The sequence below is a fragment of the Spirillospora sp. NPDC048823 genome, assembly GCF_043198445.1.
Classification (GTDB): Bacteria; Actinomycetota; Actinomycetes; order Streptosporangiales; family Streptosporangiaceae; genus Spirillospora.
Genome location: NZ_JBICUT010000001.1, coordinates 277,694 through 299,803 on the forward strand (window position 1 = coordinate 277,694; position 22,110 = coordinate 299,803).

Below are 22,110 nucleotides of genomic sequence, written 5' to 3' on the forward strand. Positions count from 1 at the left end.
GCTACCGTATCGATCATGCCTGGTACGAGCATCTCCCTCGACGAGGCCGCCGACCTGACCCGCACGGGGGACGTGTGGCTGTTCCGCGGCCGGACGGTCGCGGACCGCGCCATCCAGATGACGACGAACAGCCCCGTCAACCATGTCGGCATGTCGCTGGTCATCGACGACCTGCCGCCGCTGATGTGGCACGCCGAGCTGGGGCGGTCGCTGCGGGACATGTGGTCGGGCGGCCACCATCGCGGCGCGCAGCTGCACGACCTGCGCGACGCCGTATTGGCGTGGGGGTCCCCACGCAGTCCGGGGGGTGCGGGGGGTCGGCCCCCCACAAGGCACGGGTACGGGCAGCGAGCGTGGCTGCGGCAGCTCGAACCACCGCCGACCGCGGGGATGGAGGACGCGGCGCTGCGCGCGGTGGCGCGGCTGAACGGCACCCCGTTCCCGTCGACGTCGAAGCTGGCGACGCGGTGGGTGCGGGGGCGGGTGCCGATCCGGCGCCCCGCCGGGCACGACGCGCGCCGCGGCGCCGACGTCATGGAGACGGCGTTCTGCGCCGAGATCGTCGCGGTGACCTACCAGGCGATGGGGCTGCTGCCGAAGGGGCGCCGCCCGAACTGGTTCGACCCGGGGCGGTTCTGGAGCGGCGACGACCTGGAGCTGGAGACCGGCGCCGTGCTGGGCGGCGAGATCGCGGTCAGCCTGCCCGTCTCCTGACGGGCGCCTCGGCCGGGGTCTTCTCGGCGGGTGCGCGGCGGTCCTTCAGCGAGCGGGGGTGCAGGCGGCGCCGGAGGCGGCGCAGGCGGCCGGCCTTGGTGGTGACCAGGCGTCCCAGTGCGTCGGTGTGCTGCCAGGCCTGGTCGGCGGCGCGCGGGTCCGGGCGGGACGCGGCGAAGCGGCTCCGGTTGACGAGGTCGGCGAGCGGGCGCAGATGCCCGTGGGCGTCCTCGCCGACGCTGGACGCGCCGAACCGCGCCACCTCGTGCGCGGTCAGCGTGCGGGCCGTGGACAGGCCGACGTCCGACAGGTGGTCGAGGGCCTGGTGCCAGGCACCGGTGATGCGGGCGGCGGGCGATCCGGCCCGGCGGCGCCGCTTGCGCAAGGCGGGGGCGAGCAGGACGGCGAGCACGTATCCGATGACCAGCACGGCCCCCGTGATCGACGCGAACACCCACCACGGTGTGGGCGAGTCTTCGGCGACGGGCTTCTGCGGCCCCTTCTGCGTGGTGTTGCCAGGCCCTTCCCCGCGCTCCTGGGACACGGCGTTTTTCTGCGCCTGTTCGAGTTTCTGTTCCGTCTCGCCCGCGGCGACCGAGTCGTTCCCCTTGGAGGGGCGTCCGGTGTCCGGGAGCGGGTTGAAGCGGATCCAGCCGAGACGCTCGAACTTGATCTCGGGCCACGCCATCACGTCCCCGGAACGGACCTGGACGGTGTCGCCCACGCGGTTCCCGCCGTCGAAGCCCACCACGACCCGCGACGGCAGGCCGAGCGTGCGGGCGAGCAGGGCGTAGGCGGTCGCGAAGTGCTCCGGGGTGCCGCGCCGGCCCTCGGCGAGGAAGTAGTCGAGCTGCCGGTAGCCGTGCCCCGGCGGCGCGGTCACGTCGTACTTGGCGTAGCGCTTGAGGTACTGGGCGAGCAGTGCGGCCTTGTCGATGGGCGACACCGCGCCCTGCGTCGCCGCCTCCGCGAACCTGCGGAACTCGGCGAGCTGGACGGGCGGCTCCTTCGCGCCCGGCCCCCAGGGCAGTTCGAGCGCCGCCCCGGCCTCGGCGTCGGTCGCGACGGCCGCGGCGGCGAGGTCCTCGGCCGTCCATTCGGGGACGACGGAGGCCACCCGGTACGTCTGGCCGGGGCGGAGCGGCTGCGCGGCGGCCAGCGCGCCGCTCTCCGGGTCGACGACGACGGGCAGCCCGTCGACCTGCCGGGGGCGGTCGGGGGCGGGCACCCACACGCCGGGCAGGTCGCGGATCGTGATGCGCTGCTCGACCTCGTGCTCGCGTTCCGGCCGCGGGCCTTCCGGCACGCGGCTCCCGGTGGGGACGAACCGGGCCGTGGACGACCAGGTCACGCCGTTGAACCGGTCGAGGACCGCGAGCCGCTCGATCTCGTTCCGGCGGCCGGACTGGACGGTGAACATGACCTGGCCGGGGTTCAGCAGCCAGCCGCCCACGCGGTCGAGGGGGCTGACGCCGTCGCGCTGCTGCGGCGGCGGGGCCCGCACCTGCTCCCGCGGGTTGTACGGCTCCGCGCTGACCGGGACGACCGGCGCCGCCGCGAACGCCACCGCCCCCAGCACGACGGCGGCGGGCGTCCCGATGGCGAGCGGCCGCCACGCGACCCCGGAACCGGGGCCGTCGGCGCGGACGAGGACGAGGACCGCGACCAGCACGACGGTCGCGGCGGCGAGGGGCGCGTTGGAGCCGGGGCCGTCCACGCCCAGCAGGAGCGCGACCGCCCACACGCCGAGCGCGGGCAGGCACGGCGCGGCGCGCAGCGAGGTCCGCAGCGCCAGCTCGGCGGACGCGAACGCCGCCAGCCACACCACCACGTTGACCAGGACGAGGAACTCCGGCGTGGCCGGGGCGGGCAGCAGCGTGGTCAGGATCGCCTTCCACGAGCCGAGCACGCCCTCGCGGAGCGTCTGCGGCAGCGTCCCCGCGCTGAGGGCCGGGCGCAGGACGGTGACCGACACCGTGCCCGCCCACGCGACCACCGTCAGCACCAGCGAGATCCACAGCGGCCACGGGTCACCGCTCCTGCCCGGCCCGCCCTTGCGCGGTCCGGACAGCAGCCCGCACAGCGCCGCCGGCACGACCGCGGCGACGACGGCGACCGGGACCACCGGGCCGAAGCCGAAGACCCGCTGGAACGACAGGCCGGCGACGGCCGCAAGGCAGGCCGTCACGGCGAGCGACACGTACCGGGTCACCGGACGCGCCCCAGCCGCCGCCACGACTCCGCCAGCCCGTCCAGATCGGCGAAGTCGATCACCTGGACGCCGGGCGGCGCCGGCGCCGCCTCGGGCGGCCGGACCCGCAGCACGACGACGCGGTCGAAACGGTTCCGGACGGCCGCAACCTCTCCCAGCTCCACGGCACCGGACGTGACGACCACGAGCGACCCGCCCGCGCGCACACGGCGCACGGCGTCCATGGTGGACTGCGGGCCCTCCTGCGTCGCGGCCGAGGTGAGCCGGTCGAGCAGGACCTCCGCGTCGTCGCGTCCGCCGCGCGTCTCGGCGAGCTGCCCGTCGCCGGTCAGGAGCCGGACGGGGAAGCTCGCCGACGCCGCCGTCATCGCGACCGACGCCGCCGCGTCCACCGCCAGCTCGAAGTCGTCGGGCTCCGGCCACGACGCGGGCCGCGCCTCCAGGACGATCGTCGTGGTCGGCAGGCTGGCGTCGACGAGCTGGCGGACCATGAGGGTGCCCGTCCGCGCCGAGGACTTCCAGTGGATGTGGCGCAGCTCGTCGCCGATCACGTATTCGCGCAGCGCGTGGAACGTCGCCGTCCCGGCCGGGGACCGGTCGCTGGTCGGCCCGTCCAGGTGGTGGGCGCGGCCGGACGGCAGCAGCGACAGCGGCACCGTCTTCGGCCGGACGAGCAGGACCTCCGGCCTGCCGTACTCCCGGGTCCGGCGGGCCAGCCTGAGCGGATCGGCGCGCACCAGCCGCAGCGGCCCCACCGGGATCTCGCCGCGCCGGCCGGTCGGCAGCCGGTAGGTCACGGACCGCGTGCCGCCGGCCCGCAGCCGGGGCACGTCCACCGCGACGGAGTCGGGGCCGGCCGCGTCCTGCGCGCTCACCCCCCGCGCTCCGCGTCCCCGGTTGGTGACGTGCAGGACGCCCACGGCCGGTTCGCCGCGCTCGACCTTCTTCGGCGCGATCTCGCGGCTGACGTCCAGCTTCGCCTGCGGCAGCGTCCACAGCGCCGCGCCCGCCACCGCGGCGAGCCCGGCGAGCCCGAACATCGCGGGCTCCGGATAGCCGAGCCACCAGCCCGCCGCGTACAGCGGCGCGCACACGGCCGCCGTCCCCCATCCCAGCGGCGTCAGCACGTCACACCCCGGCGGCCTGCGGAGTCGGCACGTTCTGCAGGGCTTCGCCCACCACGTCCGCGCCGGAACGCCCGCGCAGCTCCGCCTCCGGCGTCACGATCAGCCGGTGTGCGATGACCGGGACCGCGAGCGCCTTCACGTCCTCGGGGACGATGTAGGACCGGCCGGCCGCCGCCGCGCGCACCCGCGACGCCCGCAGCAGCGCGATGCTGGCCCGCGGGCTCGCGCCGAGCCGCAGGTCGGGATGCGTGCGGCTGGCCGCGACGACCCGCACGAGGTAGTCGTACAGGGGCGGCGCGACATGCAGCCGCTGCGCGAAGTCGATCATCCGGGCGAGGTCCTCGCGGCCCATGACGGGCGGCATCTGGTCGAGCATCGCGCCGGTCGGCGCGCCCGCGAGCAGCGCCACCTCGGCCTGGTGGTCGGGGTAGCCCATCGAGATCCGCATCAGGAACCGGTCGAGCTGCGCCTCCGGCAGCGGATACGTGCCGTCCATGTCGACGGGGTTCTGCGTCGCGATCACCATGAACGGGCGCGGCACCGGATGCGGGGTGCCCTCCACGGTGACCCGGCGCTCCTCCATGACCTCCAGCAGCGCCGACTGCGTCTTCGGGGAGCCGCGGTTGATCTCGTCGGCGACGGCGAGGTTCGCGAAGATCGGCCCGGGGTGGAACTCGAACGCACTCGTCCCCTGGTTGAAGATCGAAACGCCGGTGATGTCGCTGGGCAGCAGGTCGGGCGTGAACTGGATGCGCGTCCACTCCGCCTCCACCGACGCCGACATCGCCCGCGCCAGGGTCGTCTTGCCCACGCCCGGGACGTCCTCGACGAGCAGGTGGCCCTCGGACAGCAGGCAGATGAGCGCCAGCTCGACCTTCTCCCGCTTGCCGCGCACCACCCGCTCGATATTGCCCGCCAGCGCCGCGAACATCTGCGCGAACCGCCCGGCCAGGGCGTCCGCGTCCACCCCCGCGTTATCGTTCATTCAGCTGCCCCCCAGCCGCGCGGGGCCGTGTCCCGCGCGGGGGATCGGTCCCCGGTCAATCCCCGTCACCTCTCGTCGCGCCAGGTTCCGGAGTCGGGAGCCGCGACCCCCGGCGCGAAGGGCACAATAACGGTTTTCAGCGCCGTCCCGTGCCGGTATTCACCGAATGACCGCCGCGAACCGAACGCGAACGTTATCCGTGACGTCCTAATGTTGGGCTTCGCGACGACGACTTCGAGGTGGACGTGGACGACATCAGCATCACCGACCTGTGGGACCGCGTCACGGGAACGCAGCCCGATCCCCCGTGGTGGCTGGTGGCCTTCGTCGGCCTCGTGGCGCTCGCCGCGGTGCTCCACGGCCCCACCTGGCGGGTCGCGCGCAACACCGTGACGATCGCGCACGAGGGCGGGCACGCGCTCATCGCCCTCGTCACCGGCCGCAAGCTGGACGGCATCAAGCTGCACTCCGACACCTCCGGGGTGACGGTCTCGCGCGGCAAGCCGCACGGCCCCGGAATGATCTTCACGGCGCTGGCGGGCTACATCACTCCCCCGCTGCTCGGCCTGTTCTTCGCGCTGCTGCTCGCCGCCGGCCGGATCACGCTGATGCTGTGGTTCTCGCTCGCGCTGCTCGGCGCGATGCTCATCATGATCCGCAACGCCTACGGCGTGCTCTCCGTGGTGGCCACCGGCGCGATCATCCTCGGGGTGTCGTGGCTGGGCAGCGCCGAGGTCCAGGCCGGCTTCGCCTACCTGGCCGCGTGGTTCCTTCTGCTCGCCGCGACCCGCCCGGTGATCGAGCTGCAGCGGATGCGCTCCCGGCGCATGGCGCCGAGCTCCGACGCCGACCAGCTCGCCCACCTCACCGGCGTCCCCGGCCTGGCCTGGGTCAGCCTGTTCGGCGCCACCGCCCTGCTGGCGCTCCTGGCGGGCGGCGCCCTCCTCGTCCCGGACGTCGACCTCCCCGACCTGTCCACCCTCCCCGGCTACTGACCCGCGGGCTGACGCGAAGTCAGCGGGCATGGGATGTCCGAGGGCAGCGATAGTTTCGGCTGTGTGAGCGAACGATGGGATCGGGACCAGGTGCTCGGCCTCGCACCCGACGCCGCGTCCGCGAAGGCGGCCGGCGGCATCGCCGCGCCGGGCAGGTGGGCCCGGACTGGGTGTGACGACGAGGCGGTCTGGGGCGAGTGCCAGGGCAGCGGCAAGTCCGTCTACCGGGCGTGCGCCGATCTGACCGAGCCCGCGTTCCGGTGTTCGTGCCCGAGCCGGAAGTTCCCGTGCAAGCACGCTCTCGCGCTGCTGCTCCTGTGGGCCGACGGCACCGTCGGCGCCGAAGGCGGACCGGGGGGCGCGGGGGGCGGGCCACCCTCGACGAGCACGGTGGAGAGCGGGCCGCGCCCGGGGTGGGCGGCCGAGTGGATCGAGGAGCGGCGGGAGCGCGCCGACCGCGCGGGACGGCAGCGGGCCTCGGCGGCGGCCAAGACCCGGGACCCGAAGACCGTGGAGCGGCGGGAACGGCGCGTCGACGACGGCCTCGCCGAACTCGACCAGTGGCTCCGCGACCAGGTCGCGCACGGGCTCGCCCAGGCGGACAAGGCCCCCTACCGGCTGTGGGACGACGCCGCGCGGCGGCTCGTCGACGCGCAGGCGGGCGGCCTGGCGGGCCAGGTCCGGGGGCTCGCCGCCATCCCGCGGACACCCGGCTGGCCCGACCGCCTGCTGGAGGAGTACGCGCTGCTGCGGCTGCTCGTCCGGGCCTACCGGCGGCGGGACGAGCTGCCGGAGGGCCTGCGCGACACCGTCCGTTCCCGTGTCGGGTTCACCGTCCCGCAGGACGAGGTCGTCGGCGGCGGGGAGCGCGTCAGGGATCACTGGTGCGTCACCGGGTCGCGTGACACCGCGCAAGACCTGCTGACGACACGGCGGGTATGGCTGCGAGGGCGCCGGACGGGCCGTCCCGCGCTCGTGTTGTCGTTCGCCGCGCCGGGCACGTCGCTGGACGCATCGCTCATCGTGGGTACGGAGGTCGATGCGGAGCTGGTGTTCTTCCCGGGGTCGCAGCCGTTGCGGGCACTGGTCGCCGAGCGGTTCGGGACCGCCGCCCCGGGGGCGCCCGCCGGGACGTCCGTCCAGGGGTTCCTGGACGAGCACGCGGCGGCGCTCGCGCTCGATCCGTGGCTGGACCGCTGGCCCGTGACGCTGGGGAACGTCCGCCTGGCCCGTGACGGAGGAGGCGACCTGTACGTGGTCGACGCGGCCGGGGACGCGCTGCGGCTCCGGCTGGCGGATCCGTGGCGGCTGCTCGCGCTGTCGGGCGGCGGGCCGGTCACGATGGCCGGCGAGTGGAGCCCGCGCGGCCTGTACCCGCTGGCCGCATGGCACGAGGACGAGGGGACGGTGATCCTGTGACCGCGTGGAACGAGCACGTCACGGCGGCCCTGCTCGGCACCGAACGCCGTGACCCGCCCGTCCTGCCCGGTGCCTCCGAGGAGCCGGGCGACAGGGCGGGGCGGCTGCTCGACCAGGCGGCGGTGCTGGCCGTCCGGCGCCGGGCCGGGCGCGTCCCGTCCGGTGCGGCGCCCGTGCCCGTGGCGCTCGCGCCGGTGGAGGACGCCCCGGTCGTGGCGGCGCCCGCGGCGGCGCGGCTGCGGCGGATTCTGCGCGGGGAACAGATCCGGGTGCTGCCCGAGTGGCTGGAGGCGGCGGCGGCACGGGGTCTGCGGGTGCCCGCCCAGCTGCTTCCCGACCTGCTGGAACGCGGGCGCGGCGACCGGATGCTGCGGCCGTCGATCGCGCGTGCGTCCGGCCGGCGCGGCGTGTGGCTGGCGTTGCAGAACACCGACTGGGCGTACCTGGTCGGCTCCGGCGACGATCCCGGCGGCGGCCCGGAGGTGTGGGAGACCGGCACGCGCAACCGGCGGGTGGCCTACCTGACCGGGCTCCGCCGCACCGAGCCGGGGCGCGCGAGGGAACTGCTGCTCGGGACGTGGGCCAAGGAGCCCGCGCCCGACCGCGCGGCGTTCCTCGCCACGTTCGGGGACGGGCTGTCGGCGGACGACGAGGAGTTCCTGGAGGCCGCCCTGGAGGACCGGGGCAAGGACGTCCGGCAGCTCGCGTCCGACCTGCTCGCCCGCCTGCCCGGGTCCGCCTACGGGGAGCGGATGGCGGCACGGGCCCGCGGCTGCCTGACCCCGAGGGTCCGGACGGTGCGGGGGCGCGAGCAGACGTGGATCCAGGTCGATCCGCCGCAGGCCCACGACGAGGAGATGGCGCGTGACGGCGTCCCGTTCCATCCGAGCGGGTCGTTCGCGCCGAGAAGCGGCGGCGGGCCGGTCGGGACGAGGGCCGCGTGGCTGCGCGAGATCCTCGCCCGCACTCCCCTGTCCACCTGGACGGACCTGTTCGGGCTGCCGCCGATGGAGATCGTGTGCCTTCCGTTCAGCGCAGGTGCCGGAGGGGCGCCTCCTCAGAACGACTCCGAGGCCGACGGGCGTGACGTCCACATCGGGTGGGCCCGCGCCGCCCTCGCCGGGCGCGACCCCGAATGGGCGCGGGCGCTGCTCAAGGGCGGCGTCATGGTGGACGAGCCGGAGGCGCTCGCCGACCTGCTGTCCGTCGTGCCCGAGGGGGAACGCGACGCGGCGGCGGCCGACCTGATCCGCTGGGTGGAGGGGCGGCCCGATCTGCTGCGGGTCCTCGAACGGGTGCCGGGGCCGTGGACGGGCGCGCTCGCGTCGTCGGTGGTCGCGACCCTGACCGCGTCCGCCGAACGTCCCACCCGCCGCGACGAGCACCTGATCACGCAGCTGTGCCGGCTCGCCGACCAGCGGCTCGACCCCGCCGCCGCGCCCCGCCTCGACGTGCTCGTGGCCGAGCAGGGTGCGGCCGTCCCGCGCGCCGTGACCGAACTGATCGCCACACTGCGATTCCGCGACGAGATGCTGAAGGAGCTTGCTCTGTGACCGAGAACGCGGTTCTGCGTCCGCATGCCGAGCAGGAGCACGCCGGTGAGCTGGCGCGGCTGGCCGAGCACGACGACCGGCCCCGGCCGCCCGGCTGGCGGCTGTCCCCGTGGGCCGTCACCACGTACCTGCTCGGCGGCGAGCTGCCCGACGGCACGGCGATCAGCCCGAAGTACGTGGGGCCGCGCCGGCTGATGGAGGTCGCGGTCGCGACGCTGGCCACCGACCGGGCGCTGCTGCTGCTCGGGGTGCCGGGGACGGCGAAGACGTGGGTGTCGGAGCATCTCGCGGCCGCCATCAGCGGCGACTCCACCCTGCTGGTGCAGGGGACGGCGGGCACGGCGGAGGAGGCGATCCGCTACGGGTGGAACTACGCGCGGCTGCTCGCCGAGGGCCCGTCCGAGCGGGCGCTGGTGGAGAGCCCGCTCATGCGCGCGATGCGGCGGGGCGCGGTCGCCCGCATCGAGGAGCTGACCCGGATGCCGTCCGACGTCCAGGACTCGCTGATCACCGTCCTGTCGGAGAAGACGCTGCCCGTCCCCGAACTGAACACCGAGGTGCAGGCGCGCAAGGGCTTCACGGTCATCGGGACGGCCAACGACCGCGACCGGGGCGTGAACGAGCTGTCCAGCGCGCTGCGCCGCCGGTTCAACACCGTCGTGCTGCCGCTGCCGGAGTCCGCCGAGGAGGAGGTCGGCATCGTGGCGCGGCGCGTCGACCAGATCGGCGCGGGGCTGGAGCTGCCGGAGTCCCCGGCGGGCCTGGAGGAGATCCGCCGTGTGGTGACCGTGTTCCGTGAGCTGCGCTCCGGGGTGACGAGCGACGGGCGCACCAAGCTCAAGTCGCCGAGCGCGACGCTCAGCACCGCCGAGGCCATCTCGGTGATCACGAGCGGGCTGGCGCTGGCCGCGCATTTCGGGGACGGTGTGCTGAGGGCCGCGGACGTGGCCGGCGGGATCGTCGGCGCCGTCGTCCAGGACCCGGTGTCCGACCGGGTGGTGTGGCAGGAGTACCTGGAGGCGGTCGTCCGCGACCGGCCGGAGTGGCGTGACTTCTACCGCGCGTGCCGGGAGGTGTCTTGAGCGACGTCGAGGTCTACGGGATCCGTCACCACGGGCCCGGCTCGGCGCGGGCGCTGCGCGGCGCCCTGGAGGAGTTCAAGCCGGACGCGGTGCTGATCGAGGGTCCGCCCGAGGCGGACCCGATCGTGGAGCTGGCCGGCGACCCGGGGATGGTGCCGCCGGTCGCGCTGCTGGCCTACTCCCCGGCCCCGGCCCCGGGCGACGGCGACGGCGGGCGCAAGGCGGCGTTCTGGCCGTTCGCCGGGTTCAGCCCCGAATGGCAGGCGGTCCGGTACGCGCTGGGGGCCGGTGTTCCCGTCCGTTTCTGCGACCTGCCGGCCGCGAACCAGCTCGTCCCGTCTCCCGGCGAGGAGGAGGCGGACGAACCGGAGGAGGGCGGGCCTTCCGCCTCGGAGGCCGCGGAGGGGATCCGGCTCGATCCGCTGGGGTGGCTGGCGAAGGCGGCCGGGTACGACGACGCCGAGCGGTGGTGGGACGACGTCGTCGAGCATCGCGGCGGCGGGCCGTCGCCGTTCCCGGCCATCGCCGAGGCCATGGCGGAGCTGCGCGAGCAGCTGGCCGCGCTGCCGGAGGGGTCCGCGTCCGGCGGGCTGCCCGCCGGCCATCTGCTGCGGGAGGAGCAGCGCGAGGCGCACATGCGGCGGACGCTGCGCCGCACGCTCAAGGAGGGGCACGAGCGGGTCGCCGTGGTGTGCGGGGCGTGGCACGTGCCCGCCCTCCGGGCGAGGGTCCCGGCGGCCCACGACGACCGGACGCTGCGCGGGCTGCCGAAGGCCAAGGTCGCGATGACGTGGGTGCCGTGGACGCACGGGCGGCTCGCCGGGCGCTCCGGCTACGGCGCGGGCGTCCGGTCGCCCGGCTGGTACCACCACCTGTTCACGGCCGCGGATCGTCCCATCGAGCGGTGGCTCACCGCCGCCGCCCGCGTCCTGCGCGACGAGGACCTGCACGTCTCGTCGGCGCACGTGATCGAGGCGGTCCGGCTCGCCGAGGCCCTGGCCGCGCTGCGGGGGCGTCCGCTGGCCGGGCTGGACGAGGTCACCGAGGCGACGCGGGCCGTGCTGTGCGAGGGCGCCGACCTGCCGGTCGAGCTGATCCAGCGGCGCATGGTGGTCGGCGAGCGGCTCGGCGCCGTCCCGGAACGGACCCCCATGGTCCCGCTGCAGCGCGACCTGCAGGCGGAGCAGCGGCGGCTGCGCCTCAAGCCGTCCGCGCTCGACAAGGAGCAGGATCTCGACCTGCGCAAGCCCACGGACCTGGACCGCAGCCGCCTGCTGCACCGCCTCCGCCTCCTGGACGTCGACTGGGGCGTCCCGTCCGACACGGGCCGCTCCAAGGGCACGTTCCGGGAGACGTGGACGCTGGCGTGGCGCCCCGAGTTCGACGTCGAGCTGATCGAGGCCAGCGTGTGGGGCACCACCGTGCGCGGCGCGGCCACGGCCCGCGCGGAGGCGATGGCCGCGCACGCCACCGCGCTCGCCGACCTGACGTCGGTGGCCGAACGCTGCCTGCTCGCCGACCTCGGCGACGCGCTGCCGACGGTCATGGACGCCCTCGCCGACCGCGCCGCGGTCGACACCGACGTGGCACAGCTGATGTCCGCGATGCCCGCCCTGGTCCGCGCGCTGCGCTACGGCGACGTCCGCGGCACGTCCACGGGTCCGCTCCGCACGGTCGTGGACGGCCTCGTCGTCCGGATCTGCGTCGGGCTCCCGCCGGCGGTCTCCGGGCTGGACGACGACGCCGCCCACGAGTTCCTCACCCACGTCGACGCCGTGCACGGCGCCCTGGCGCTCCTGGCCGAGGAAGGCCACATCGAGCGGTGGCGCCGCACCCTGGAGAGCCTCCTCGCCCGGCCGGACGTCCTGCACGGCCTGATCGAGGGGCGCCTCACGCGCCTCCTGCTCGACGCGGGCCGCCTGCACGACGTCCCCGACCGGATGGCGCGGGCGGTGTCCGCCGGCGCCGCGCCGGACCGCGCCGCCGCCTGGGTGGAGGGCTTCCTGTCCGGCGGCGCGCTGATCCTCATGCACGACGACGCCCTCCTGCGCCTCGTCGACGACTGGATCTCGGGGCTGCCGGGCGACTCGTTCACCGACGTGCTCCCCCTGCTGCGCCGCACCTTCGGCGCCTACGCCGACGCCGAACGCCGGTCCATCGGCGAGCGGCTCCGCCGCCGGGGCGAGTCCCCCGCCCATTCACCCGGCGCCGAGGAGGCCTTCGACGAGTCCCGCGCGGCCCCGGCCGTCGACACGGCCCTGCGGATCCTCGGCTGGCCGGGCCCATGACCACACCACCGTCGGTCCGTGTTCATGGCGGGCACCGGCGTGTTCCCGCCCCGCCGACGCCGCCCACCGGCGGGCGGGGCGCACGGATGACGAGGAGGGATCGGCGTGAGCGGTGAGAGTACGGAAGACCGGGACGACCGGCTGCGGCGGTGGCGGCTCGTCCTCGGCGGCGAGCAGGCCGACGGGACCGGGGTGTCGCTCACCGGCGACGACGCGCGGATGGACGGGGCCCTGGAGAAGCTCTACGGGGCCGGCGGGGGCCGGCCGCGTCCGGGGCGGCGCAGCGCCGGGCTCGGGGATTCGGCGCCGTCGGTGGCGCGGTGGCTCGGGGACATCCGCGCGTACTTCCCGTCGAGCGTCGTGCAGGTCATGCAGAAGGACGCGATCGAGCGCCTCGACCTCACCCGGCTGCTGCTGGAGCCGGAGATGCTGGACGCCGTCGAACCGGACGTCCACCTCGTCGGGACGCTGCTGTCGCTGAACCGGGTGATGCCGGACCGGGCCAGGGAGTCCGCGCGGGCGGTGGTGCGCAAGGTCGTCCACGATCTGGAGGGGCGGCTCGCGCAGAAGACGCGGTCGGCGGTCGGCGGGGCGCTGGACCGGTCGGCGCGGGTGCTGCGGCCGAGGCGGCTCGCCGACGTCGACTGGGAGCGGACGATCCGCGCGAACCTGCGGCACTACCTGCCCGAGCACGGGACGCTCGTCCCGGAGCGGCTCATCGGGTACGGGCGGCGGCAGCAGGCCGTGAAACGGGACGTGGTCCTCGCGATCGACCAGAGCGGGTCGATGGCGGCGTCGGTGGTGTACGCGAGCGTGTTCGGCGCGGTGCTGGCGTCGATGCGGTCGCTGCGGACGTCGCTGGTGGTGTTCGACACGAACGTCGCCGACCTGACCGGGCAGCTGCACGACCCGGTGGAGGTGCTGTTCGGGACGCAGCTTGGCGGCGGGACCGACATCAACCGGGCCGTCGCGTACTGCCAGGGCCTCGTGGCGCGGCCGGAGGACACGATCCTCGTGCTGATCAGCGACCTGTACGAGGGCGGGGCGCGGGAGGAGCTGCTGCGCCGCGTCGCGGCGCTGACGTCGGCGGGCGTGCAGGTCGTGGTGCTGCTCGCCCTGTCGGACGAGGGCGCGCCCGCCTACGACCACGAGAACGCGGCGGCGCTCGCGGCGATGGGCGTGCCCGCGTTCGCGTGCACCCCGGACGCGTTCCCCGACCTGATGGCCGCCGCGATCGAGCGCCGCGACCTGCGGGAATGGTCGGAGCGCCGCGACCCGGGAGCCGCGTCAGCGGGGTGATCTCGTCAGGCCGCGGGCGAGGAGGACCACGACGACGGTGGTCACGGCGGCGTGCCCGGCGAGCGCGGTCGGCTGGATCTCGACGAGCGCCCCCCACGCGCCCCACATCGCGACGCGCACGACGCGGGCGGCCATCACCGTCCACGCGGCGGGGCGGCTGCCGCGCCACGCGAGGATCACCGCCACCAGCGTGACCACCGCCACCACCGCGAACGAGGACGCGACCACGGGCAGCAGCCCGCCGCGGGCACCCTCGCTGAGCGACGGCCTGGCGATCAGGATGGCGAGTGCGGCCACGTCCAGCGAGGCGAGGAAACCCGCGAGGAGGAGCCCGGTCAGAAGCGCCGGTCCGCGCGGGAGGGACCGGTGGGTCCGGGGCGGCGGGTGCGGTGGCGCCGCCGGGCCGGACGCGCCGCCGCCCTGCGGCCATGGTGCCTGCGCCGTCTCCGGTGCTCCGGGGCCGTGGACGAACGGCGAGCCGCCGTCCGGAGCCGGCTGCCGGATCGTCACCGGGTCCGCGTCCTGGCCGTATCCGGCGGTGGGGCCGGGTGCGGGCGCCGTGGAACCCGGCGCCCGGAGGGTTGGGCCGGGCTCCTGGACGGTGGGGCCGGGGAGTCGCGCGGTCGGGGTCTCCAGCCGGGCGCTTCCGTCGCGGTCGCCGAGGAGCCACAGCAGGACGTCCTCGGAGGCCGGGCGGGCCTTCGGGTCCTTGGCGAGGCAGGCGGCGGCGACCTCGGCGAGCGGGCCCGGCAGGACGCGCAGATCGGGCGTCTCGTGCATGATCTTGTACATGACGGCGGGCAGCGGGCCGCCCGCGAAGGGGTCGCGGCCGGTGGCGGCGTACAGCAGCGTCCCCGCCCAGGCGAACAGGTCGGTGGCGGGCCCGACCCGGCCGGAGAACTGCTCGGGCGCCATGTAGGCGGGGGTGCCGACGACCTGGCTGGTCAGGGTGGAGCCGGCGTCGAACGCGCGGGCGATGCCGAAGTCGATCACGCGCGGCCCGTCCGGCCCCATCAGGACGTTCTGCGGCTTGAAGTCGCGGTGCACGACGTTCGCGCGGTGGATGGCCGACAGCGCCGTCACCGAGCTGATCGCGAGGCGGTCGAGGTCGGCGCCGGCGCGCGGCCCCTCCTCCTGGACGAGCGCGCGCAGCGACCGCCCCGGAATGTACTCGCTGACGATGTAGGGGCGGTCGCCGGCCATGTCGGCGGCGAGCATCTGCGCGGTGCAGAACCCCGCGACGCGCTGCAGCAGCGCCAGCTCGCGGACGAACCGCTCCCGCGCGCCGGCGTCACCGAGCAGCTGGGTGTGCAGGAGCTTGACGGCGACGCGGGACGGCTGCGCGCCGGGCTCCACCGGGCGGCCGAGGTACACCACGCCCTGGCCTCCGGTGCCGATCCGGCCGAGCAGCTCCCAGCCGCCGAGGCGCGCCGGGTCGGCCGCGGTGAGGGGAATCGGGCTCGCCATTCGTACCCCCGTCGGGTCCCCCGATACCGGCCGTGCGGCCGGCGAAAAAATTCCGGTATTCACCGGGCACAAATCCACTCCGCCCGGCATCAAAGAGTATAGGTACGGGGAGCCGGGATCGGGAGAGACGAAGCATGGCTGAGATCCATTCGATAATTGCCCGGCGCAGGGGGACGGCCGGGCCGCTGGCGGGGTCGGTCGCGGCCCTGGTGCTGGCGGCGGGCACGCTTTCCGGGTGCGGGGACGCGGGGGCGACCATCACCCGGCTGACGGTGGGGACGCCGGGCCCGGACCCGTACACGATGGTGTCCGACACCGACAAGATCGACGTCAAGGAGCGGCCGCAGGCGGGCGGGACCACGACGGGCGACTCGCCCGGGCTGTACGGCGGGACGCGGCAGGAGGCGTCGTGCGACCCGCAGAGGCTGATCGCGTTCCTGCAGGCCAATCCCGGCAAGGCGAAGGCCTGGGCGGGTGTGCAGGGCATCCCGGTGAGCGACATCCCGCGGTACGTGTCGCGGCTGACGCCGGTGCTGCTGCGCACCGACACGCTGGTCACCAACCACGGCTACCGCGACGGGAGGGCGACGAGCGAACCCGCCGTCCTCCAAGCCGGAATGGGCGTTATGGTCAATGGCTACGGCGTGCCCGCGGTGAAGTGCAATTGCGGGAATCCCTTGACCCGTCCGGAGAAGAAGATCTCCCCGGACGACGCGTCCTACACTGGCCGGTCCTGGCCGGGATTCGAGGAGCGGAATGTGACCAGGATCCGCCCCAGCGATTCCAAGAAGGGCACGATCGTCACGTTCGTCCTCGTCGATCCGGAGGGCACGATGGGGTTCGAGCGGCCCCGCGCCACCGAGGGCGAGGCCGACGGCCCGCCGACCGAGCTGCCGGCGACGGAGACCGAGGTTCCGACGAGCGACTCACCGTCGCCGGAAGACTCGGGTGTGGAGTCCCCCGGGACGGGCTCGCCGGGCATGGAGACGCCCGGCACCGGCCCGACGGGCACCGGTACGCCATCGCCCGGCACGGGGGACGACTCCCCCGCCTCACCGGGTATGACCTCGAACGATCCGGGTACGGGCACCGACGGAGATCCGTCGGGCGAGCGCACCGGGGGCTCGGAGTGGCCCGGCGGCACACCGGACGGCCCGATCTCGCTGCCGCCGTCGGAGGAGCCCGCCCCGCCGATCTCCTGAGACCGCCTGCGGTATATTTGCTCATATGAGCAGTGCTTCAGACGTCGCATCTCCCGCAACGCCTGCCGCCGCGTCCGCCGAGGCGTGCGCGGTCCGGGTGGTCGATCCCGAGAAGGTCGCCGTCGTCACCGCCGCCCTGCCGGACGCGGAGACGGTCGCCGAGGTGGCGCAGGTGTTCGGGCTGCTGTCCGACCCCGGACGGCTACGCGTGATCACCGCGCTGCTCGAAGGGGGAGAGATGTGCGTGTGCGACATCGCCGCGTCCTGCGGGCACTCGGAGTCGGCGGTCTCGCACGCGCTGCGCCTCCTGCGCGCCAACCGCGTCGTCCGCGTCCGCAGGGACGGCCGGATGGCCTACTACCGGCTGGACGACGCGCACGTCCGGATGCTGCTCGATCTCGCCCTTACCCACGTCGGCCACGGGGAGGAAGGCACATGATCGGGGACCGGGAGGGCGAGCAGGGCCGCCACGGACATGGGCACGGACATGGGCACGGGCATGGGCACGGCGTGTCGGCGGGCGCCGACCGGCGGCTGCTGGGCGCCGCGCTGGCGCTGATCCTGGTCTTCATGGCCGGCGAGGTGGTCGTCGGCTTCATCGCCGGGTCGCTGGCGCTGATCACCGACGCGGCGCACATGATGACCGACGCGTTCGCGATCGCCCTGGCCCTGGTCGCGATGCGCATCGCGGCGCGTCCGCCGAAAGGCGGCTTCACCTACGGCCTGCGCCGCAGCGAGATCCTGTCGGCCCAGCTCAACGGGCTGACCCTGATCCTGCTCACCGTCTATTTCGTCTACGAGGGCGTCCGGCGGCTGATCGAGCCGCACGCCGTCGAAGGCCAGTTCGTGTTCTGGACGGCCCTGGCCGGCATCGCGGTCAACGTCGCGGCGACCATGCTGATCAGCAGGGCCGACCGGCGCAGCCTGAACGTCGAGGGCGCGTTCCAGCACATCCTCAACGACCTGTTCGCGTTCATCGCCACCGCCATCGCGGGCCTGGTCGTGTGGACGACCGGCTTCGCCCGCGCCGACGCGATCGCCTCGCTCGTGGTGGCCGCGCTGATGCTCAAGGCCGGGTACGGGCTGCTGCGGGACGCCGGCCGGGTCCTCATGGAGGCCGCGCCGGCGGGCATCGACCCGTCCGAACTCGGCACCAGGCTCGCCGGACGCCCCTGCGTGGAGGAGGTCCACGACCTGCACGTGTGGGAGGTCAGCTCCGGCTACCCGGCGCTGTCGGCGCACGTGCTCGTCGACACCGGAGGCGACTGCCACGCCGTCCGCCGCGACCTGCAGGAGCTGCTGCGCACCTCGTACGGGATCACCCACACGACCCTGGAGGTCGACCATGTGGACGACCCCTCCGGCCCCGGCGACGGCCACTGCGACGACCCGCACGGCCCCCGCCACGTAGGCGACCCTGCGAGGCCCCACGAACACGCCGGCCCCACCCCCTGCGACCACTGACACTCGCGTCCCTTGAACATCGGGGCCTCGAACCGTTGCTCGTCCTCCATTCAGCGCTCTTGGGAGACGAAACCACGATGTGAGGGCCGCAACGTCGTGTGAGACGCGTGCCCGGCAGCAGGTGCCCGATTTCCGTATGTGCAAAGTCCGCACGTACGCGGTTACATGGTGGCCGGTGTGGCCCCACGTCAGCCCCGCGCGTCAAGGGACACCCCGGCGAATCGCCCGACCGATGCCCTGATGGAGTGGTTCGCCTCCTCCCGGGGGAAAGGGCTGCGAGCGTGGGCGTGGAAGACAACACCAAGACCGACGCTCGCGCGGAGACCACCGGCGAGCCCGCCTCCCACGAGCGCCCGTACACACCGCCGCCGGACAATCCCGGGTCGCCCGGCCAACCGTCCCGCCGGGAAAGCCTCGCCCGCGCCCGCGAAGCCCAGCAGGCCCGTGCCGCGCAACGGATCGAGGCCGGGGACACCGGCGGCGAACCGCCCGACATCTCAGACGACCAGACGGACGGCCCGCAACCGGCCACCGGCACCGGCACCGACACCCCGGGCGACGCGTCAGACGACTGGGAGAGAAGGATCTCGGGCGAGGGACTGCCCGATGACGAGGCCCGCATGGCCGACCTGGACGAGGAAGCCCTCCAACGCGGCGTGGCAGATCGCCTCAAACGGGTCGCCGCCAGGCTGGAGCGGGGCGATGAGCCCAAGGAACTCGCGGAGACTGTCGACCGCCCGGACTTCCAGGACCCCACGGAGGATCCAAAGTACGTTCCCGACCGTTACGGCACTCCACTTGAGCGTCGCGACGGCACCCGTACACCACTCTTCGATGGTGAGCCCAAGCGGGAACAGTCGGAACAAGGGGCCCTCGGCGACTGCGGCATCATCGCCACCCTGGGCGCAGTCGCCGAACACCACCCCGAGGCCATCCGCGACTGCGTACGGGAAGGCGACGACGGCAACTATCAGGTCCGTCTGCACGAGGCGAAGTTCTCAACATCGAACCGGCGCTACGAGCCGACGGGACGGCGTATCACGCTGACCGTCACACCCGATCTGCCGGTCTACGGTCAACGACCCGATAAGCCCGCATTCGCCGACTCGACATCGACGGGAGCGGCTTGGGCCCCGGTTCTGGAGAAGGCGATCGCCGGGACGGACCAGATCTGGAACGATGAACGGCGGGACAAGGAGACCAGGATCTGGAATGCCCGGGGCAAGCCCGGCGACGCACCGACCGGCTACGTCCGGTTAAACCAGGGGAGCAACGCGGGGGAACGCGCCGAGTTGCTCACTCAACTCACCGGCCGTCCCGCCAAGACGGTGGAGTTTCCCGCCGGTTACGATAGCCGGGGCCGCAGCGCTGACCACCGGCTCCGTGACGAGATCGCCGGTCAACTCTCCGGCGGCAAGCCTGTGTTGTCGGCTCCCGTCCACTACGCAAGGGCGAATCCGCCCTTCCCAAGAACCTCCGAAAAAGCCACGTCTACGAGGTCACAGAGATAGATGCCAAGGGTAATCTCCACTTGCGCAATCCTTGGAATAACCAGCATCCTGAACCCATGACGATCCAAGAATTCAAGGCCAATATCCGGCCGCGCTACAGCACAGCGGAGTGATTATGGCGATCGAAGAGATCGGCCTTCGAGATGGCCGTCAGGCCCACCTCGATGCAGATATGAAAATCGGAGTGTTCAACATCCACGCGGGAGGCGAAGGAGGTCCTCTCGAAGTTGTTGTCGCGGTCAAAGACGACAACGAGCACAAGTTCACTCTGCGTCCTGGAGACACCTTCCCTGTCGGCGATCAAACCTGGCGGCTCGACCGCGTCATCGACCCCGGTGGGGACGGATCGACCGCCGTGTTCGCCAGGATCGAATGACAGCCGCCGGGCGCACCAAGAGCCTGCTGGAGCGAGCTTGCAGCATGCCGCTCGACCGACCCCGTGGTTGCGCCTTGCGGGATCGAGAGCACCGCAAATCCAGAGTCAGCTCCCACGGCTGGCGCAAGTCGCGTCACAGCGAACCGAACAGCGGATGCGTCGAGGCGGGTCGGGCGGTGGACTGCACGGTCGGCGTGCGTGACACCAAGCTTCACCACAGCCCCGTCCTCGAGTCCTCCTCCCGTATGGGCGCGGCTTCTCGAACGTATCCGCGCGGCCCGAGCAATGTTCGCCTGCGGCGGGCCGCCCGGGGGGCCTGGACGGGCGGCACGCCGCAGGTCGGCGGGGCCGCGGCGGGCCGGCGTCGTGAGGGCCACGGGGACGGCGGCCCGCCGCGGGTCGTCGGACGGCGTCAGGTGCAGGCGGCGCCGTTGACCCTGAAGGCGGACGGGGGCGGGTTCGCTTCCGCGCTCGAACCGTTGAAGCCGATCGTCACCGAGCCTCCCGGCTGGATCGTGCGGTTCCAGTCCAGGTTCCGGGCGGTGACGTTCTCACCGTCCTGAGCCCAGGAGGCGTTCCAGCCGTGGGTGACGCGCTGGCCGGCGGGGAAGGCGAACTCCAGTGCCCATCCGGAGACGGGTGAGGTGCCCGTGTTCGTGACGGTGACCTGCGCTGTGAAGCCCGTGCCCCACTCGCTCTGCACGGAGTAGCCCACCGTGCACGCCGAGGCGGCCGGGCCGTCGTCCGCCGGGACCTCGACCAGCGTGACCGAGGACGCCGGGAACGTTTCGGTGAACCCGCCGGAGCCCACGGTGACGTCGTCGTCCCGCTCGATCGCCGACAGGTCGTCCGCGCCGTAGCGGTAGACCTCGGCGTTCGCGGTCCCCGACCGTCCGGCGATCGACACCGTGCTGGTGAGGTCGTCGGTCGGGGACTTGTTGACGACCATCAGGGTGAGCGCCTCGTCGGACGTGCGCTTCGCCGCGTAGACGGCCAGTTCGCCCTGGTCGGCGCTGGCCGCCTGGACGGAGGTGTCGCCGAACGCGGAGCCGGCGCCGTCGTAGTCCAGGTACATGCGGAAGGCGAAGGCGCCGGGGTCGGTCGCGCTCGGCGGGCTCCACAGCGTCGCCAGGTCCAGGCCCTCGCGTCCGAAGATGCCGAGGATGTCGGCCTGAGCCAGTGCGCCGTTGATGTGGCCGAGGGCGCCCCAGTTGTACTCGGTGATCGCGAGTTTCGTGCCCGGATAGTTCTCGTCCACCAGCTTCTGCATGCGGGGGATGTATTGGATCGGCTCGTTGATCCAGCTTTCGTCCACGTACGTCGGGTCCCAGAGCTGGCGGGTCGAGCGGAGCCGGAGCTCCTGGGTCGCGGCGTCGCCGGGTGCGCTGAGCGCCACCCCGCTCTGCTGCGGATACAGGTGCTCGTCGAAGTAGTCGAGGATGCGGACGCCGTGTTCGTCCTCGTAGGCCTTCATCTGCTGGAGGTACCAGGCCGCGAACGGCACGCCGCCGTGCGCGGCGCGGTCGGGCGGGTCGGACCAGCAGTCGCCGCCCTCCCGGTCGCAGGTCTGCTTGTCCAGCCCGGACAGCGTCAGCGACTGGTAGCCCCAGCCGACCGGCCCGAGCGTCTCCGCGCCGGGGTCGGCGGCCTTCACGGCGGAGGCGATCGCGTACGTCTGCGCGCGCATCTCGTCGTAGCCCGCGCCGCCGGGGTGGACGTCGCGGTGCGTGTGGTGCCAGAGATCGGCTTCATTGTCGAGGTTGTAGAAGCGGACGCCGCCGTCGGCGGCCTTGCCGTACTTGCCGGTCAGGTGGGCCAGCCAGTCGGTGACGTACTCGGGGCCGGCCGGGACGCTGGTGTCGTGCGGGTCGTTGCCGGTGACGTTCGTGCCGTCCGGCTTGACGCCGTTGCCGCAGTCGGGGCGCCACTCGGTGTCGGCGGCCTCCTGCGGGCCGTACTTCTCGATGCCGAACCCGCAGGTGTAGTCGCGGGCCTTGGGCGTCCAGCCGATCAGCGGGACGGTCAGGATCGTGCCGGTGCCGGTGCGGCGGTCCTGCTCGGTGAACTGGTCGGTCTCGGAGCCGTCGGGGAGCTGCGCGGGGTCCGGCGCGGGGCCCGGCACGTTCTCGAAGTACCAGTCCGAGCCCCGGTTCGTCGTGTCGTACAGGTAGTTGTAGCGCGTGGTGGCGTTGCCGCCCCACCGCCGGACGGGGAGCCGCAGGTCCGCGGCGAGTTCCTCGTCGGCGAAGTTCATCCCGTAGATGTAGGGGCTGATGGCGTGCCGCCCGGCGGCGGGGTCGACGGTCAGGGCGGGGCCGTCCGCGGCCTGCGCCGGGGGTGCCCCCAGCGGCAGCAGCGCCGCGGACAGGACGGCGGCGAGCCATGCTCGTCGGGCCCCATGGGATTTCACGCGCAT

The 22,110-nt window shown here is 73.7% G+C and carries 17 protein-coding genes and 1 pseudogene; 13 read left to right on the top strand and 5 right to left on the bottom strand.

Going from position 1 to position 22,110, the window contains the following annotated elements; translation table 11 throughout:
- Positions 1–15 precede the first annotated feature (15 nt).
- The gene (locus ACGFK0_RS01095) at positions 16–714 is read left to right on the top strand and encodes a hypothetical protein (protein WP_392898235.1); all 699 of its coding nucleotides are present in this window, start codon (positions 16–18) and stop codon (positions 712–714) included.
- Here the strand turns inward: ACGFK0_RS01095 and ACGFK0_RS01100 are convergent.
- Genes ACGFK0_RS01100 through ACGFK0_RS01110 form a run of 3 tightly spaced genes read right to left on the bottom strand, consistent with a single transcriptional unit; the run spans position 695 to position 5,038 of the window.
- Positions 695–2,926, bottom strand: a complete 2,232-nt coding sequence (locus ACGFK0_RS01100; RefSeq protein ID WP_392898238.1) for a DUF3488 and transglutaminase-like domain-containing protein — start codon at positions 2,924–2,926, stop codon at positions 695–697. The two genes, ACGFK0_RS01095 and ACGFK0_RS01100, sit on opposite strands and share 20 nt — an antisense overlap.
- Positions 2,923–4,053 carry a DUF58 domain-containing protein gene (locus ACGFK0_RS01105; RefSeq protein WP_392898241.1) on the bottom strand — a complete coding sequence of 377 codons (1,131 nt, stop codon included), beginning with the start codon at positions 4,051–4,053 and terminating at the stop codon, positions 2,923–2,925. Before ACGFK0_RS01105 ends, ACGFK0_RS01100 begins: the two co-directional genes overlap by 4 nt.
- A 1-nt stretch (position 4,054) precedes the next feature.
- Complete coding sequence (locus ACGFK0_RS01110; protein ID WP_392898244.1) at positions 4,055–5,038, bottom strand: AAA family ATPase; 984 nt, start codon at positions 5,036–5,038, stop codon at positions 4,055–4,057.
- A gap of 245 nt (positions 5,039–5,283) precedes the next feature.
- On the opposite strand from ACGFK0_RS01110, the gene ACGFK0_RS01115 reads away from it, so the two are divergent.
- The 6 genes from ACGFK0_RS01115 to ACGFK0_RS01140 all read left to right on the top strand — a co-directional run bounded on the left by ACGFK0_RS01115 (position 5,284) and on the right by ACGFK0_RS01140 (position 13,674).
- A complete protein-coding gene (locus ACGFK0_RS01115; protein ID WP_392898246.1) occupies positions 5,284–6,033 on the top strand; it encodes a M50 family metallopeptidase in 750 nt (249 codons plus the stop codon).
- A 63-nt stretch (positions 6,034–6,096) separates the two neighbouring features.
- Positions 6,097–7,452, top strand: a complete 1,356-nt coding sequence (locus ACGFK0_RS01120; RefSeq protein ID WP_392898248.1) for an SWIM zinc finger family protein — start codon at positions 6,097–6,099, stop codon at positions 7,450–7,452.
- A complete protein-coding gene (locus ACGFK0_RS01125) occupies positions 7,449–9,005 on the top strand; it encodes a DUF5691 domain-containing protein (RefSeq protein ID WP_392898251.1) in 1,557 nt (518 codons plus the stop codon). Before ACGFK0_RS01120 ends, ACGFK0_RS01125 begins: the two co-directional genes overlap by 4 nt.
- A complete protein-coding gene (locus ACGFK0_RS01130; protein ID WP_392898253.1) occupies positions 9,002–10,087 on the top strand; it encodes an AAA family ATPase in 1,086 nt (361 codons plus the stop codon). Before ACGFK0_RS01125 ends, ACGFK0_RS01130 begins: the two co-directional genes overlap by 4 nt.
- Positions 10,084–12,375, top strand: a complete 2,292-nt coding sequence (locus ACGFK0_RS01135; protein ID WP_392898255.1) for a DUF5682 family protein — start codon at positions 10,084–10,086, stop codon at positions 12,373–12,375. Before ACGFK0_RS01130 ends, ACGFK0_RS01135 begins: the two co-directional genes overlap by 4 nt.
- A gap of 105 nt (positions 12,376–12,480) precedes the next feature.
- A complete protein-coding gene (locus ACGFK0_RS01140; protein ID WP_392898256.1) occupies positions 12,481–13,674 on the top strand; it encodes a VWA domain-containing protein in 1,194 nt (397 codons plus the stop codon).
- Here ACGFK0_RS01140 and ACGFK0_RS01145 read toward each other — a convergent pair.
- Complete coding sequence (locus tag ACGFK0_RS01145; protein WP_392898259.1) at positions 13,663–15,141, bottom strand: protein kinase; 1,479 nt, start codon at positions 15,139–15,141, stop codon at positions 13,663–13,665. The genes ACGFK0_RS01140 and ACGFK0_RS01145 overlap by 12 nt on opposite strands.
- Before the next feature lie 134 nt (positions 15,142–15,275).
- On the opposite strand from ACGFK0_RS01145, the gene ACGFK0_RS01150 reads away from it, so the two are divergent.
- The 6 genes and pseudogenes from ACGFK0_RS01150 to ACGFK0_RS01175 form a co-directional block, all read left to right on the top strand.
- The gene (locus tag ACGFK0_RS01150) at positions 15,276–16,343 is read left to right on the top strand and encodes a DUF6777 domain-containing protein (protein ID WP_392898261.1); all 1,068 of its coding nucleotides are present in this window, start codon (positions 15,276–15,278) and stop codon (positions 16,341–16,343) included.
- A gap of 25 nt (positions 16,344–16,368) precedes the next feature.
- Positions 16,369–16,782, top strand: a complete 414-nt coding sequence (locus tag ACGFK0_RS01155; RefSeq protein WP_392898264.1) for an ArsR/SmtB family transcription factor — start codon at positions 16,369–16,371, stop codon at positions 16,780–16,782.
- Positions 16,779–17,807 carry a cation diffusion facilitator family transporter gene (locus ACGFK0_RS01160; RefSeq protein WP_392898267.1) on the top strand — a complete coding sequence of 343 codons (1,029 nt, stop codon included), beginning with the start codon at positions 16,779–16,781 and terminating at the stop codon, positions 17,805–17,807. Before ACGFK0_RS01155 ends, ACGFK0_RS01160 begins: the two co-directional genes overlap by 4 nt.
- A 287-nt stretch (positions 17,808–18,094) precedes the next feature.
- Positions 18,095–19,318, top strand: a complete 1,224-nt coding sequence (locus tag ACGFK0_RS01165; RefSeq protein WP_392898270.1) for a hypothetical protein — start codon at positions 18,095–18,097, stop codon at positions 19,316–19,318.
- Positions 19,319–19,433: 115 nt separating this feature from the next.
- Entirely contained in the window at positions 19,434–19,694 is a 261-nt protein-coding gene (locus ACGFK0_RS01170; RefSeq protein ID WP_392898273.1) for a DUF6406 domain-containing protein, read from the top strand.
- A 44-nt stretch (positions 19,695–19,738) separates the two neighbouring features.
- Positions 19,739–19,873: pseudogene (locus ACGFK0_RS01175) on the top strand (DUF397 domain-containing protein); the annotation flags it as partial.
- Positions 19,874–20,106: 233 nt separating this feature from the next.
- On the opposite strand, the gene ACGFK0_RS01180 reads toward ACGFK0_RS01175, so the two are convergent.
- Entirely contained in the window at positions 20,107–22,104 is a 1,998-nt protein-coding gene (locus tag ACGFK0_RS01180) for a glycoside hydrolase family 44 protein (protein ID WP_392898277.1), read from the bottom strand.
- Positions 22,105–22,110 lie beyond the last annotated feature (6 nt).